The organism is Streptomyces sp. NPDC002032 (assembly GCF_042890765.1).
Lineage (GTDB): Bacteria > Actinomycetota > Actinomycetes > Streptomycetales > Streptomycetaceae > Streptomyces.
In genome coordinates this window covers 129,839-143,406 of sequence record NZ_JBIASM010000013.1, presented here as the reverse complement: position 1 = coordinate 143,406, position 13,568 = coordinate 129,839, and the positions used below count along the sequence as shown (strand labels likewise).

The window sequence follows — 13,568 nt, the reverse complement described above, 5'->3', positions numbered from 1 at the left end:
CCGCCCGCCTCCGCCCGCTGACGCACCGCACCACCGGTCGCCCCGCGCCACCCCGCGGACGACCCGGAGTCCCTCCGGCCACCCTCGAAGGAGTCCCCGTGCCGTTCACCGAGCCCGCCGCCACCCTCCCGGCCCCCGCCCGCGTGGCCACCCGGCGAAGGCTGCTGATGTGCCGTCCCCAGCACTACGACGTCACGTACTCGATCAACCCCTGGATGCACCCGGAACAGCACACCGACCCCGCCCTCGCCGTCCGGCAGTGGGAGCGGCTGCGCGACCTGTACCTCGACCTCGGCCACCTCGTGGAGGAGATCGAACCGGTCCGCGGCCTCCCCGACATGGTGTTCGCCGCCAACGGCGCCACCGTGGTCGACGGCAAGGTCTACGGCGCCCGCTTCCGGCACGCGCAGCGCACCGCGGAGGGCCCGGCCTACCTCGACTGGTTCGAGCGCCGGGGCCACCACGAGGTGCTGTGGCCCGAGTTCATCAACGAGGGCGAGGGCGACATCCTCACCGTCGGCCGCCGGCTGCTCGCCGGCACCGGCTTCCGCACCGATCCGCGCTCGCACGCCGAGGCCCAGGAGTTCTTCGGCCTGCCGGTGACGAGCCTGACCCTCGTCGACCCGGAGTACTACCACCTGGACACGGCCCTCGCCGTGCTCTCCGACGACGAGGTCATGTACTACCCGGCCGCCTTCTCCGAGGGCAGCCGGTCCGTGCTCCGCACGATGTTCCCCCACGCGATCCTCGCCACCGCCGAGGACGCGGCGGTCTTCGGGCTGAACGCCTTCTCCGACGGCCGCCACGTGCTGCTGCCGGACGCGGCCACCGGCCTGAAGGCCCAGCTCAGCGCGCGCGGCTTCGAGCCCGTCGGGGTCGACCTCTCCGAGCTCCTCAAGGCGGGCGGCAGCGTCAAGTGCTGCACCCTGGAGCTGCGCGAGCGCTGAGTCACCGCCAACGAAGTTTCCCGAAAGGAACGCTGTGACCTCTGCGACCGCGATCGCGGACAGCTACACCCGCCTCCTCGACCTCCTGGGGGACGGCGGCGCCGACTACCGGCTCCTGCGCCACGCCCCCGAGGGACAGACCGAACTCGCCAGCCTGCTGCGCGGCCACCGCCTCGAAGAGGCCGCCAAGTGCCTGGTCATCCGGGTCGCGCTGGGGCGCAAGCGGCGCCGCTACGTCATCGCCGTGGTGCCGGGCCACCGCCGCGTCGACCTGGACGCGGTACGGGCGGCCTACGGGGGCACCAACGCCTCCTTCGCCGTGCGGGCGGTCGCCGAGGAGCTGACGGGCTGCGCCAGCGGTTCGATCATGCCGGTGAGCTTCGACCCGTCGGTGGAGGTGGTGGTCGATCCGGAGCTGCTGGAGCAGGAGGAGATCTGGTTCAACGCGGGCCGGCTCGACGTGTCGGTGGCCCTGCGCACATCGAGCTACCTCGCGCTGGTCCGGCCGCGGCCGGCCCCGATCACCGAACTGCCCGCCCTCGTCCCCGTGGGCGGCTGAGCCCGGGCGGGGCAGCGCGCCCGGCGGCCCGGGCGCCCTCAGCCGCCCCGGTGGCTGAGGGTCACGTACAGGTACTCGTCGAGGACCTTCGCCAGCGGCATCCCGGGCCGGCCCAGCCACACCGTCAGCGCCTCCTCGTCCAGGCCGCTCCCGTCGAGCGCGGCCCGCGCCCAGGCCCGCCCGGTGCGCAGGTGGCGCGCGAAGGCGGCGGCGTCCCGGCCGCCGTGCAGACGGGTGGCGATGGCCGCGTCCCAGGGCATCACGGTGCGCGGCCGCAGCGCGAACAGGGCCTTGGCGGCGGCGGTCGGCCCGAGGGTGCGGCGGCCGAGCGGGAGCGCGGCCAGCTCCCCGTACGCGGCCGCGAGCAGGGCGCACTCCCGGTCCGTCAGCGCGGCGAGCGGGGCCGCGGGCAGCTCGTGGCGCTCCCACCAGGAGCCGAGCCCGGCCCCCAGCGGGTCGGGCTCGCCCTCGCGCGGGTAGCGGATGCGGCACCCCCAGGCGTTGAGCCAGCGGTGCAGGGCACCCCGGTGCGCGGCGCGGGACAGGTCGAGCCCGGGGGCGGTGCCGGCGACCAGCGCGAGCCAGCCGCGGTCGACGCCGGGGAACGCCGCGAACACCCCGGCGGCCTCCCGCAGCCGGTCGAGTCCGGGTGCGGGCGGCAGCCCGCCGTCGAGGTGGGCGCGGGCCACCTTGGCCGGTACGCACATCCGCCAGGCGTCGGTGACCAGCCCGGCCAGCTCCGCGGGGCCGAGGGCGGCCATCCGGGCGTGGACCCAGTGGTAGCGCATGTCGCCGGGGCCGGGCAGCGAGAAGGTGTCCGGCTCGGCGGCGACGAGCGCGGCCCGCTCCTCCTTGGGGAAGGCGAGGCCGAGCTCGCTCTCGTCCCGGGAGAGGGCGAGGTAGACGATCCGCCCGATCCGGAACTTCACCCGGTCGCGGACGAGGTGTTCCTCGGTGCGCGGCAGCGCGAGCGCGAGCCGCCGTACGTCTTCCACGGTCACCACCATGACCGAAGTCTCGCAGCCCCTGGCGGAAGGGCCAGGGGCTGCCGCGTTAGTCTCGACGGGTGGATCCGAAGACCAGAAACCGTGTCATGGCCGGTGTGCTCGTGCTGATGTTCGTCGTCGTCGCCGTGGCGGCCGCCGTCGGACAGTAGGCGGCCGCGCGCCCGCGCGGACCCGGCCCCGCTACCAGGCGAAGGCCTCCGGGGAGGGGCCCGGGCCGGGGAAGATCTCGTCGAGGGCGGTCAGGAGCTCCCCGGAGAGCTCCAGCTCCACGGCCCGCAGCGCGGACGCGAGCTGTTCCGGGGTGCGCGGGCCGACGATCGGTCCGGTGACGCCGGGGCGGGTCAGCAGCCACGCCAGGGCGACGTCGCCGGGCTCCAGGCCGTGCTTGTCGAGCAGGTTCTCGTACGCCTCCACCTGCGCCCGTACCGAGCTGTTGGCCAGCGCGTCGGCCGAGCGGCCGGTGGCCGTGCGCCCGGTCTCCGCCGACTTGCGGATCGCGCCGCCCAGCAGGCCGCCGTGCAGCGGGGACCAGGGCACGACGCCGAGCCCGTACGCCTCGGCGGCCGGGATGACCTCCATCTCGGCGCGCCGCTCCGCGAGGTTGTACAGGCACTGCTCGCTGACCAGGCCGAGCCGACCGCTGCGCGCGGCGGTCTCGTTGGCCTGGGCGATCTTCCAGCCGGGGAAGTTGGAGGAACCGGCGTAGAGGATCTTGCCCTGCTGGACGAGGACCTCGACGGCCTGCCAGATCTCCTCGAAGGGGGTCTGCCGGTCGACGTGGTGGAACTGGTAGATGTCGATGTAGTCGGTCTGGAGCCGCTTGAGGCTGGCGTCGACGGCCCGGCGGATGTTCAGCGCCGAGAGCCGGTCGTAGTTGGGCCAGGGCTCGCCCTCGGCGGCCATCGAGCCGTAGACCTTGGTGGCCAGGACCGTCTTGTCGCGGCGGCCCCCGCCCTGGGCGAACCAGGTGCCGATGATCTCCTCGGTGCGGCCCTTGTTCTCACCCCAGCCGTAGACGTTGGCGGTGTCGAAGTAGTTGATGCCGGCGTCGAGGGCCGCGTCCATGAGGGCGTGGCTTTCGGATTCGCCCGTCTGGGGGCCGAAGTTCATGGTGCCGAGAACGAGGCGGCTGACCTTGAGGCCGGTGCGTCCGAGCTGCGTGTACTTCATGGGGCACTAGCCAACTGCTTGGAGTGCGCTCGAAGCAAGACCCCGTCGGTGCGGGCGTGTTACGCGGCGTCGGGCGCGGGCCGGTAGGGGCCGCCGATGCCCCACGCCTGGTGCAGGACGGCCGCGAACTCGCCGGCCAGGCGGTGTTCGCCGGAGGCGTTGGGGTGGGTGCCGTCGTAGGTGTCGCGGGTGATGTCGTACCCGTCGGGGCGGGCGGCCAGCAGGATCGGCGAGGCGTCGGTGGTGAGGTCGGCGACGGCCTTGGCGAGCAGTTCGTTGAAGCGGGCGACCTCCTGCGCGAACGGCGGGTCGTCCTGGGCGCGGACGTTCGGGATGACGGGCAGGAACACCATGCGGATGCGGGGGCGGGCCCGGCGGGCGGCCTCGACGAAGAGGCGGACGTTGCCGGCGGTCTGCTCGGCCTTGGTGTAGAAGCCGAGGTCGATCAGGCCGAGGGAGACGAGCAGCACGTCGGCGCGGCCCTCGCGGGCGGCGGGGCCGATGAGCGGGGCCATGTGCTGCCAGCCCTCGCCCCAGCCGGCGAGGTGGCGGCGGGCTCCGGCGGGGAAGGCGGGGTCGGCGTAGGCGGCCGCGGCGGGCGTGGCGGCCGCGGCGGCGCCGGCCGCGGGCGCGGCGGAGTCGTCGTAGAGCTCGCTGCGCGGGCCGACGATCTCGAAGGGGCTCTCCAGGGTGGCGCCCAGGTGCTGCCACATCCGGTAGCGCCAGGTGTAGTCGCCGGCGCGTCCGATGGTCATGGAATCGCCGACGAACATGAAACGCATCCGGTCATCATCGCGGATCGCGCGACAGGTACTCCTGTGATGCCGGACACGCGCGGCGGGCTGGCAGGCTGGGGGGATGCGCCTGTTGCCCGTACGGACCGCCGTTCGCGTTCCCGCCGTCGCCGCCGTTCTCGTCCCCGCCGTCCTCGTCCCCGCCGCCCTCGTGCTCGCCGCCCTGGTCGCGGGCCCCGCCGCGGCCGACGAACGCCCCGGCGCGGCCGGGTTCACGATCGGCGACCCGCGGATCAAGGAGTCCAGCGGGCTGGCGGCGAGCCGGATCCACCCCGGCGTCTACTGGACGCACAACGACAGCGACGACGGCCCGTACGTGTACGCGGTGGACTCGGCGACGGGCCGGACCGTGGCCCGGGTGACCATGACCGGGATCGGCACCCCGCGCGACGTCGAGGCGATCTCGCTGGGACCGGACGGGCAGTTGTACGTCGGCGACATCGGGGACAACCGGGACGGCACCTGGGACCACGTGTGGATCTACCGCTTCCCGGAGCCGAAGGAGCTGCACGACGCCACCGTCAGGGCCGAGCAGTTCACGGTGACGTACGCGGACGGGCCGCGCAACGCGGAGGCGCTGATGGTGCATCCGGTCACCGGGCGGGTGTACATCGCGAGCAAGAACGAGCAGCGCGGCGGCCTGTACGAGGGTCCGGAGCGGCTCTCGGCGGACGGGAACAACGTGTTCCGGCGGGTCGCCGACGTGCCGTGGGTGACGGACGGGGCGTTCTCCCCGGACGGCGGCCGGCTCACGCTGCGCGGGTACTTCTGGGCCCGCACCTACCCGTGGAAGGACGGGCGCCCGCAGGGCGAGGGGGACCGGGTGGACGCGCCGTGGCAGGGGCAGGCCGAGTCGGTGACGTACACGCCGGACGGCCGGACGCTGATGTTCGGGGCGGAGGGGGCCAACAGCAGGGTGGTGGCCGTCCCGGTGGCGCCGTCGGGGGCGCCGGGTTCCGCCGCCCCGTCGGGCGCCGCCTCCCGGCCCGCCGCGGGCGGGCCGACGGGGGAGGCGGCGGGCGCCCCCGCGGGCGGGCCGGGCGGCGGCTACGGGAAGGGCGCCCTGGTCCTGGCCGTCGGCACGGCCCTGGTCCTCGGCGGCAAACGGCTCTTCCGCCGCCGCCCGACGGGCTGACCCGCCGGGGCGGCGGGCACCCCCGCTCCGGACGGCCGGCCGGCGGACGTGCCACCGGCCGGCCGCCGGGTGCGTCAGGGCTGGCCGTCGATCGGGATCTGGGCCGTGTGCGGGCCCTTGCCGTTCGCGGTGGCGGGGGCGGTGGCGGGGGCGGGGGGCTGCGGGACGGCCATCGAGGCCAGCAGCTGGCGGGCCACCCCCAGGCCCGTGCCGCCCATCGTCAGGGCCTTCGCGAACATCTCCGACATCCCCTCGGCCCCGTTGAGCAGCACCATGTGCTCGACGTTGCCGAAGGCGCCCGCGCCCGCCTCGACGATCGCCGGCCAGTTCTCGGCGAGCTGCTGCGCGACCACCGCCTCCTGGTTCTCCGCCAGCGCCGCGGCCCGCGCTTTGATCGCCTCGGCCTCGGCCAGACCCCTGGCCTTCGCCGACTCCGCCGCCGCGAGGCCGTTCGCCCGCGCCGACTCGGCCGCCGCGAGACCCTTGGCCTGGGTCGCCGCCGCCTCCGCCTCACCGCTCGCCCGGGTCGCGGTCGCCGCCGCGAGCCCCCGCGCCTCGGTGGCCTGGGCCTCGGCGGCCGCGGCCGTCCGCACCCGGGTCGCCTCGGCCGCCGCCGCCAGCTCGGTCTCCTTCGCCTTCGCCTGCGCCGCCGAGATGCGGGCGTCGCGCTCCGCCTCGGCGAGGGTCCTCGTCTGGTAGGCGGCCGCGTCCGCGGGCTTGCGCACGTCGGCCTGGAGCTGCTGCTCCCGCCGGTGCGCCTCCAGCTCCGCGACCCGGGTCTCCTGGACGACGACCTCCTGCTTGGCCGCCGCCTCCGACAGCGGGCCCGCCTGGCGGGCGGTGGCGGCGGCCTTGTCCCGCTCGGCCTGGTAGCCGGCCTGGAGGATCTCGCTGTCGCGGGTGGCCTCCGCCATCCGCGCGAACGCCGTCTGCTCGGCCTCCGTCGCCAGCCGGTTCGCCTCGGCCTGCGCGATGCGCGCGTCCCGCTGCACGGCGGCCGCGTGCGGCATCGCCAGGTTCTTGATGTAGCCGGTCGGGTCCTCGATCTCGTGGATCTGGAGCGAGTCCACGATCAGGCCCAGCTTCTCCATCTCCGTCCCGCAGGCCATCCGGGTCTGCCCGGTGAGCTTCTCCCGGTCGCGGATCATGTCCTCGACCGTCAGACCGCCGACGATGGACCGCAGATGACCGGCGAAGACGATGTGCACCCGTTCGGGCATCATCTTCTGCTGGTCCAGGAAGCGGCGCGCGGCATTGGCGATCGAGACGAAGTCGTCGCCGATCTTGAAGATGACGACGCCCTTCACGCGCAGCGGGATGCCCTGGTGGGTGACGCAGTCCACGTTGAGCTGGGTCTCGTTGAGGTCCAGGGAGAGCTTGCGGACCGCCTGCACCCCCGGCAGCACCAGCGTGCCGCGGCCGGTGACGATCCGGAACCCCATGCCCTCGCCGATGCCCTCGGTCTTGTGCGCGGAGCCGGAGATGACGAGTGCCTCGTTCGGTTCGGCCACCCGCCACATGAGCTTGAACAGGCCGATCAAGGCCGTGATGGCGGCGAGAACGATTCCCGCCACGACGCCGATGGTCATCGGCAACGCCCCCTTAGCGCGGTGCCGTTCGACACCGACGAGGGCGAGTGTGCGCCTGTGGGGGGCTCGGGAGAAGTGGCGCGATCATTCTTGTCGCCATCTTGATACGGGACCACGACACGCCGCCCCGGCCGCGCGGGAGCCGTACGCGGGTCAGGCGGCGGGGTAGGCGGCCATCACGTACACCGTGCGGGGCGGCAGGTACTCGACCACCGTCACGACGGTGCCGACCGTCAGCAGGCCCTCGCCCGGTGCCGGATGCGCGAGGAAGGCCTCGGCCCCGCCCCGGATCCGTACGATGACCTCCCCGACGGTCCCGGGCCCCACGGCCCCGGAAACCCGCCCGCTCATCCCCACCATGTCCACCCCCCGACCCTACGTTCCGCCGGCCCCGAAGAGGCAGCCCCGGCCGGGGCCGGCTCCAGCCCCGCCGGCGTTCGAGGCGCGGGCGCGGCGCGGACGGGCGGCGGCTACGAGTGGCCCAGGTCCTCGGACGGGAGGTCCGCGGCGGGGACCGAGCCGGTGTGGGCGGCGGGCCGCAGCGGGAAGTCGTCCGTCGCCATCGAGTCGAGCACCGGCGGCGCCGGCCGCAGCGGCTTCGGCATGACGGCGGCCTCCGAATGGCCCCCGCACCCGTACGACAGCGACACCAGCCGCCCGTCCGCCGGTCCGAACTCGTTCGCGCAGACCCCGAAGGCCTGCCCCAGCGAGCCGCCGATCGCGACGAGGAACCCGCAGGAGACGCAGGACGCCGGCGCCGCCTGCGCCATCGGGGTCTTCGCGCCGAAGGACTCGTCCCAGCGGTCGGCCGCGCTGTGCAGCCCGTACCGCGAGAGGACCCGCGCCCGCCGCATGCCGAGTTCCTCGGCGACGGCCGCGATGGAGCCCCGGGCGGGGACGACGACCCGGTCGGTGACGTCCGCGTCCTCGGCCTCGACCAGTTCGGCCATCTCGGGGGAGACGATCGCGTTCGGCGGCGGCGCGTCCTCGCCGGAGAAGCCCTGCTCCAGCCGCAGGTCGTCGGCCTCGGTCGGCAGCAGGTCGCCGGGGCCCATGTCACCCGGCCGCAGCCGCTCGCTCCACGGCACCCACTCGGGCGCCAGCAGGGCGTCCTGCCCGGGCAGGAGCACCGTTTCGTTGAGGGTGACGTTCTTCGCGCGGGAGGCGCGGGTCACGGTGACGGCCCAGCGCCAGCCCCGGTAGCCCGGTTCCTTGCACTCGAAGAAGTGCGTGACGACCCGGTCGCCCTCCGCGAGGACGGAGACGTGCTCGCCCACCACACCGGGGAAGGCGGCCTCCTCGGCCGCCGCACGGGCGAGCTCTACCGCCTCGACGCACAGGCGGTCGGGGGTACGCGGGGTACGGCTTCGCGTCGTCGCAGCACTCACAGGTCTCGTTCTCTCCTACGCCGTCTCACGAGTGCGCCGTCCGTACTGTCGTCCACAACGACCCGTCGGTCTTGTCCGTACGTAGTGCGGGCGGAGCGGACCAGAGGGCCGCGTCGACGTCCGCACCCGATCGGCCTCGGGCGCACCTACCTGCAATCCATTCTGCGGGATCGCGAAGAGGCGCGCGGCCAAGAGCAACCGCCGGTGGCGCGCTACGCACGCTACCTCCTCCGAAGCCTTCGGCCCACATGCGAGGTCCGATTCGCGGACAACGCCTTCGTCCGCGACGCGCCGGGGCGGGTCCCTGAGGGCCGAGTGGGGCACTATGGCCACGTGGCACCCGTACGGTCGTCCGCCGACGGCTCGGGACCGGCCAGGCGGGCCGGCCGGGCTGTCGGGCGCGCCCTGCACATGCCCTTCACCGGTACGGCGCGCGGGATCCGCCGGGCCACGCACGCCCACGGAGCCGGGGAATCGGGCCTGGGGCGGCTCATCGAACTGCACGCCATCAATGGCGCCGGCGATGTGATGATCACGGTGGCGCTGGCCTCGACGGTGTTCTTCTCCGTCCCCACGGACGAGGCACGCGGCCGGGTGGCCCTGTACCTCGCGATCACGATGGCGCCCTTCACCCTGCTGGCCCCGGTGATCGGTCCGCTGCTGGACCGGCTGCCGCACGGACGCAGGGCGGCGATGGCGGGCGCCATGCTGACGCGGGCGCTGCTGGCGGTGATGATGTCGGGCGCGGTCGCCACCGGCGGGCTGGAGCTGTATCCCGCGGCGCTGGGCGTGCTGGTCGCGTCGAAGGCTTACGGCGTCGTACGCAGCGCCGTCGTGCCGCGGCTGCTGCCGCCGAACTTCTCACTCGTCAAGGCGAACTCCAGGGTGACCCTGGCGGGCCTGCTCGCGACGGGCGCCGCCGCGCCGGTGGGGGCCGCGCTGCACACGATCGGACCGCCGTGGCCGCTGTACGGGGCCTGCGCGATCTTCGTGTGGGGCACGTTCGCGGCGTTCCAGCTGCCGCACAAGGTGGACGACGCGAAGGGCGAGCGGCGGGCCCGGCTCTCCACCCACGAGGCCCACTCCAAGCGCCCGGGGCTGCGGACGGTGAGCCGGCCGGTGCTGTGCGGGCTGCTGGCGAACGCGGCGATGCGCGCCCTGTCCGGGTTCCTGATCTTCTTCCTGGCGTTCCTGCTGCGCGAGCACCCGCTGGGCGGGCAGAGCGCGGCGGTGTCGCTGGGGATCGTCGGCGTGTCGGCGGGGGTGGGCAACGCGGGCGGCACGGCGGTGGGCGCGTGGCTGCGGGCGCGGGCGCCGGAGGCGATCATCGCGGCGGTGCTGTCGGTGACGCTGGGGGTGGCGGTGCTGGCGGCGCTGCTGTTCAGCGGGCTGTTCATGGCGGTGCTGGCCGGGACGGCCGGGTTCTGCCAGGCGCTGGCGAAGCTGTCGCTGGACGCGATGATCCAGCGGGACGTGCCGGAGGCGGTGCGGACGTCGGCGTTCGCCCGGTCGGAGACGCTGCTCCAGATGGCGTGGGTGATCGGGGGCGGGATCGGGATCGCGTTGCCGTTGAACGGGGTGCTGGGGATGGTGGTCGCCGCGGTCATGGTGGCGCTGGGGACGGCGATGGCCCTGCGCGGCCTCCTGGCGACCCCGCGCCCCCACCGCCCGGGCTCCACCCGCCCCCGGGTGGCCTGACCGCCCCTTGCGGCGGGCGGGCCGCTGCGCGGGGCCGTCCCCTGCCCGCCCTTCCACCGTTCCCGCCTCGGACGCCGGCGCGGCTCACTGACTACACGGCGCTCCGCGCCCGCGCCTCGAACGCCGGCGGGGCTGGGAGGGCCGGCAGATCCCGGCGCGCCCGCGATCGCCGGCGGGGCTGGGAGGCGCCGGCGCGGGGGCGGGAGGGCGCCGCATGGGTGGTCCCGTGGGGGCCGGGCGGGGCGGCGGCGTGGCCGGGGACCCCCCGTGCGGCGGCGCGGGCCGGTGGCCCGATAGCCTTCGGCTCATGACCGCACCGCTTTTCCCGGGTAGGGCCCGCCGCAGCGTCGCGGCCCTCGGAGCCGTCTCCGCCGGCCTCCTCCTCCTGTCCGCCTGCGACAAGCCGACGCCGCTCGCGACGGTGACCGTCGGCAGCACCTCCGTGTCCGCCGAGTCCGCCTGCCGCGCCGACGGCAAGGAGCTCACGATGGACCGCGTCCAGGAGTGCCTCACCGGCCTCAAGAACGCGAAGACCGTCGACTACGCCCGCGGCGACACGCTGCGCCTGGGCGTCGAGCCCGACGTCGTCGCGGACGGCAAGAAGTGGCAGGCGGTCCTCGACGGGCAGCCGATCACCGAGCCCTCCGCGAACACCTACCGCAGCTTCCAGGGCGCCGACGTCTTCGCGACCGGCGGCCAGGGCGAGGCGCCCGCCTCGAAGATGCTCGGCTTCGTCCAGGTCGGCGAGGACGGCAAGCCGCTCGCCGTCTGGTCCTTCAAGCTCAAGCTGAAGTAAGCCGGGCATCCCGTGCGCGCGCTCGTCGTGACCGCGGTGGCCGCGGAGGCGGACTCCGTGGCCGCCGGTCTGACCCCTCATGATCCGGTCACCCCCGAGCCGCGCGCCCTGCCCGGCGGCTACCTCATCAGCCGCCGGGACCTGCCCGGTCTCGCCGTCGACGTGCTCGTCGGCGGTGTCGGTCCGGCGTCGGCCGCGGCCGCCACGGCCACCGCGCTCGCGCTGGCCCGCTACTCCCTCGTCGTCTCCGCCGGCATCGGCGGCGGGTTCGCGCCCGCCGCCCCGCTCGGCTCGCTCGTGGTCGCGGACGCGATCGTCGCGGCGGACCTGGGCGCCGACACCCCGGACGGGTTCGTCCCCGTGGACGCGCTGGGCTTCGGCCGGAGCGTGCACCTGCCGCCCGCCGAGCTCGCCGCGCACGCCGCCGAGGCCACCGGGGCACTGCTCGCCCCCGTCCTGACCGTGTCCACCGTCACCGGCACCGCCGCCCGGGCCGCCGAGCTCGCGGAGCGGCACCCGCTGGCCGGGGCCGAGGCGATGGAGGGCTTCGGGGTGGCGGAGGCCGCCGCCGCGCACGGGCTGCCCGTACTGGAGGTGCGCGCCGTGTCGAACGCCGTCGGGCCCCGGGACCGGGCCGCCTGGCGGATCGGCGACGCGCTGGGCGCGCTCACCGGCGGATTCCGCGCGCTGGGACCCGTACTCGTCACCTGGGGAGAACGTCATGAGCACGGCTGAACCGCTCCGGATCGCCTATTCGCCCTGTCCGAACGACACCTTCGTCTTCGACGCCTGGGCGCACGGCCGGGTGCCCGACGCGCCCGCCCTGGACGTGACCTTCGCCGACATCGACGTCACCAACGGCATGGCCGAGCGCGGCGAACTGGACGTACTGAAGGTGTCCTACGCGGTCCTGCCGTGGGTGCTGGAGGAGTACGCGCTGCTGCCCTGCGGCGGGGCCCTGGGGCGCGGCTGCGGGCCGCTGGTGCTGACGCGCGAGCCGGGGCTGGACCTGACGGGGAAGACCGTCGCGGTGCCGAGCGAGCGCTCGACTGCGTACCTGCTGTTCCGGCTGTGGGCGGCGGACGTGCTGCCGGGCGGGGTCGGCGAGGTGGTGGTGCTGCCGTTCCACGAGATCATGCCGGCGGTGCGCGACGGGCGGGTGGACGCCGGACTGGTCATCCACGAGGCCCGGTTCACCTATCAGGACTACGGGCTGCACCGGCTGGCCGACATGGGCGAGCACTGGGAGTCCACCACCGGGCTGCCGATCCCGCTCGGCGCGATCATCGCCAAGCGGTCGCTGGGCGCGGACGCGCTGCGCGCGCTGGCCGGCTCGGCCCGGGCGTCGGTGCGGATGGCCTGGGAGGACCCGGAGGCGTCGCGGCCCTACGTACGGGCGCACGCGCAGGAGCTGGACCCGGCGGTCGCCGACCAGCACATCGGGCTGTACGTCAACGAGTTCACCGCCGACCTGGGGGACGCCGGGTACGCGGCGGTCCGCGGGCTGCTGACCAGGGCGGCGGCCGAGGGACTCGTTCCGGCCATCGGGCCCACCGCGCTCGACTTCCCGTAGCCGGACGGCGCCGGGACGCGGCGGTGCGGCGCCGGACGCGGCGGTGCCCCGCGGCTCCGGGGAGCGGCGGGGCACCGGCGCTGCGGACGGCTCAGACGTCGAGCTGGTCGGCCACCGCGCGCAGCAGGCCGGCGATCTTCGTGCCGTGCACCTTGTCGGGGTAGCGGCCCCGCTCCAGCATGGGCGTGATGTTCTCCAGCAGGGTCGTGAGGTCCTGCACGATCGAGGCGAGCTCGTCGGGCTTGCGCCGCTGCGCCGCCGCGACCGAGGGCGCCGGATCCAGTACCGTCACCGAAAGTGCCTGGTCACCGCGCTGTCCAGCGACGACGCCGAATTCGACGCGCTGTCCGGGCTTGAGGGCGTCGACCCCGTCGGGAAGCACCGACGAGTGGACGAAGACATCTCCGCCGTCGTCGCGGGAGAGAAAGCCGAAGCCCTTCTCGCTGTTGAACCACTTGACCTTGCCGGTAGGCACGTCCGTCCTCTGTCCTTGTACTCGTCGGGTCCGGTGGGCCGGGATGAGCCGGCTCCGGGTAGCAGTGCGGCGGGTCCTTCGACCCGCCTCCTCCAGGCTAGTGGTCCAGAAACGGGTGACAAGACGTTCCCCGGTCCTTCCGGCTTCACGGCTTCGGCCAGGGAACTACCCTGGTGGGGTGACTGTTACTCCTCATCCAGACGACGCGCGGCCCGGCGACGGGCTCGTCCGGGCGGGCGGCATCGTGTTCATCGCCGGCGCCCTGGCGACCTTGGTGACGATGGCCCCGCTGTTCCTCGGCACCGACCCGTTCCCCTCGTACGCGTGGGCCGTGTGCATGCTCATGGGCGTCGGTTTCGCCCTCGCCGCGGCGGGCGTGGTCCGCTCGGCCGGGGCGCAGCGCAGGGCGGCCCGGGAGTCCCAGGCCGCCTGACGCG

The 13,568-nt window shown here is 74.6% G+C and carries 15 protein-coding genes; 8 read left to right on the top strand and 7 right to left on the bottom strand.

Features of this window, described 5'->3' with window-relative positions; all coding sequences use genetic code 11:
* The first annotated feature begins 98 nt into the window (after positions 1–98).
* Positions 99–947 carry a dimethylargininase gene (gene ddaH, locus ACFYYT_RS26990; RefSeq protein WP_351828073.1) on the top strand — a complete coding sequence of 283 codons (849 nt, stop codon included), beginning with the start codon at positions 99–101 and terminating at the stop codon, positions 945–947.
* Between the two features lie 34 nt (positions 948–981).
* Positions 982–1,506 (top strand): YbaK/EbsC family protein, encoded by a 525-nt coding sequence (locus ACFYYT_RS26985; RefSeq protein WP_351828070.1) that lies wholly within the window; start codon positions 982–984, stop codon positions 1,504–1,506.
* A gap of 38 nt (positions 1,507–1,544) precedes the next feature.
* Here the strand turns inward: ACFYYT_RS26985 and ACFYYT_RS26980 are convergent, their stop codons facing one another.
* The 3 genes from ACFYYT_RS26980 to ACFYYT_RS26970 form a co-directional block, all read right to left on the bottom strand.
* Positions 1,545–2,513 (bottom strand): MmcQ/YjbR family DNA-binding protein, encoded by a 969-nt coding sequence (locus tag ACFYYT_RS26980; protein ID WP_351828068.1) that lies wholly within the window; start codon positions 2,511–2,513, stop codon positions 1,545–1,547.
* A 180-nt stretch (positions 2,514–2,693) separates the two neighbouring features.
* The gene (locus ACFYYT_RS26975) at positions 2,694–3,683 is read right to left on the bottom strand and encodes an aldo/keto reductase (RefSeq protein ID WP_351828065.1); all 990 of its coding nucleotides are present in this window, start codon (positions 3,681–3,683) and stop codon (positions 2,694–2,696) included.
* Positions 3,684–3,742: 59 nt separating this feature from the next.
* Positions 3,743–4,465, bottom strand: a complete 723-nt coding sequence (locus tag ACFYYT_RS26970) for a GDSL-type esterase/lipase family protein (RefSeq protein ID WP_351828063.1) — start codon at positions 4,463–4,465, stop codon at positions 3,743–3,745.
* Positions 4,466–4,541: 76 nt separating this feature from the next.
* Between ACFYYT_RS26970 and ACFYYT_RS26965 the strand changes: the two genes are divergently transcribed.
* Positions 4,542–5,612 carry a WD40 repeat domain-containing protein gene (locus ACFYYT_RS26965; RefSeq protein WP_351828061.1) on the top strand — a complete coding sequence of 357 codons (1,071 nt, stop codon included), beginning with the start codon at positions 4,542–4,544 and terminating at the stop codon, positions 5,610–5,612.
* Positions 5,613–5,686: 74 nt separating this feature from the next.
* On the opposite strand, the gene ACFYYT_RS26960 is transcribed toward ACFYYT_RS26965, so the two are convergent.
* From ACFYYT_RS26960 to ACFYYT_RS26950, 3 genes are all read right to left on the bottom strand, one after another.
* Positions 5,687–7,201: an SPFH domain-containing protein gene (locus ACFYYT_RS26960; protein WP_351828059.1), complete on the bottom strand. Its 1,515-nt coding sequence runs from the start codon at positions 7,199–7,201 to the stop codon at positions 5,687–5,689.
* Positions 7,202–7,354: 153 nt separating this feature from the next.
* Positions 7,355–7,561: a hypothetical protein gene (locus ACFYYT_RS26955; protein WP_351828092.1), complete on the bottom strand. Its 207-nt coding sequence runs from the start codon at positions 7,559–7,561 to the stop codon at positions 7,355–7,357.
* 110 nt (positions 7,562–7,671) lie between these two features.
* Complete coding sequence (locus ACFYYT_RS26950) at positions 7,672–8,589, bottom strand: DUF3027 domain-containing protein (protein WP_351828056.1); 918 nt, start codon at positions 8,587–8,589, stop codon at positions 7,672–7,674.
* 315 nt (positions 8,590–8,904) lie between these two features.
* Here ACFYYT_RS26950 and ACFYYT_RS26945 point away from each other — a divergent pair, with 315 nt between their 5' ends.
* The 4 genes from ACFYYT_RS26945 to ACFYYT_RS26930 all read left to right on the top strand — a co-directional run bounded on the left by ACFYYT_RS26945 (position 8,905) and on the right by ACFYYT_RS26930 (position 12,656).
* Complete coding sequence (locus ACFYYT_RS26945) at positions 8,905–10,287, top strand: MFS transporter (RefSeq protein WP_385323200.1); 1,383 nt, start codon at positions 8,905–8,907, stop codon at positions 10,285–10,287.
* Between the two features lie 307 nt (positions 10,288–10,594).
* The gene (locus tag ACFYYT_RS26940; protein ID WP_351828052.1) at positions 10,595–11,083 is read left to right on the top strand and encodes a DUF2771 domain-containing protein; all 489 of its coding nucleotides are present in this window, start codon (positions 10,595–10,597) and stop codon (positions 11,081–11,083) included.
* A 12-nt stretch (positions 11,084–11,095) separates the two neighbouring features.
* Complete coding sequence (locus ACFYYT_RS26935) at positions 11,096–11,818, top strand: futalosine hydrolase (protein ID WP_351828049.1); 723 nt, start codon at positions 11,096–11,098, stop codon at positions 11,816–11,818.
* On the top strand, positions 11,805–12,656 hold the full coding sequence (locus ACFYYT_RS26930) for a 1,4-dihydroxy-6-naphthoate synthase (RefSeq protein WP_351828046.1): 852 nt from the start codon (positions 11,805–11,807) through the stop codon (positions 12,654–12,656). Before ACFYYT_RS26935 ends, ACFYYT_RS26930 begins: the two co-directional genes overlap by 14 nt.
* Positions 12,657–12,747: 91 nt before the next feature.
* Here the strand turns inward: ACFYYT_RS26930 and ACFYYT_RS26925 are convergent, their stop codons facing one another.
* Positions 12,748–13,131 carry a cold-shock protein gene (locus ACFYYT_RS26925; RefSeq protein ID WP_030239227.1) on the bottom strand — a complete coding sequence of 128 codons (384 nt, stop codon included), beginning with the start codon at positions 13,129–13,131 and terminating at the stop codon, positions 12,748–12,750.
* A 178-nt stretch (positions 13,132–13,309) separates the two neighbouring features.
* Here ACFYYT_RS26925 and ACFYYT_RS26920 point away from each other — a divergent pair, with 178 nt between their 5' ends.
* The gene (locus tag ACFYYT_RS26920; RefSeq protein WP_351828043.1) at positions 13,310–13,564 is read left to right on the top strand and encodes a hypothetical protein; all 255 of its coding nucleotides are present in this window, start codon (positions 13,310–13,312) and stop codon (positions 13,562–13,564) included.
* Positions 13,565–13,568: the final 4 nt, after the last annotated feature.

What these genes read in the sequence shown, in the direction of transcription:
- ACFYYT_RS26980 (WP_351828068.1), bottom strand. Translation starts at nt 2,513, where the DNA reads ATGGTGGTGACCGTGGAAGACGTACGGCGGCTCGCGCTCGCGCTGCCG.
- ACFYYT_RS26975 (WP_351828065.1), bottom strand. Translation starts at nt 3,683, where the DNA reads ATGAAGTACACGCAGCTCGGACGCACCGGCCTCAAGGTCAGCCGCCTC.
- ACFYYT_RS26970 (WP_351828063.1), bottom strand. Translation starts at nt 4,465, where the DNA reads ATGCGTTTCATGTTCGTCGGCGATTCCATGACCATCGGACGCGCCGGC.
- ACFYYT_RS26965 (WP_351828061.1), top strand. Translation starts at nt 4,542, where the DNA reads ATGCGCCTGTTGCCCGTACGGACCGCCGTTCGCGTTCCCGCCGTCGCC.
- ACFYYT_RS26960 (WP_351828059.1), bottom strand. Translation starts at nt 7,201, where the DNA reads ATGACCATCGGCGTCGTGGCGGGAATCGTTCTCGCCGCCATCACGGCC.
- ACFYYT_RS26955 (WP_351828092.1), bottom strand. Translation starts at nt 7,561, where the DNA reads ATGGTGGGGATGAGCGGGCGGGTTTCCGGGGCCGTGGGGCCCGGGACC.
- ACFYYT_RS26940 (WP_351828052.1), top strand. Translation starts at nt 10,595, where the DNA reads ATGACCGCACCGCTTTTCCCGGGTAGGGCCCGCCGCAGCGTCGCGGCC.
- ACFYYT_RS26930 (WP_351828046.1), top strand. Translation starts at nt 11,805, where the DNA reads ATGAGCACGGCTGAACCGCTCCGGATCGCCTATTCGCCCTGTCCGAAC.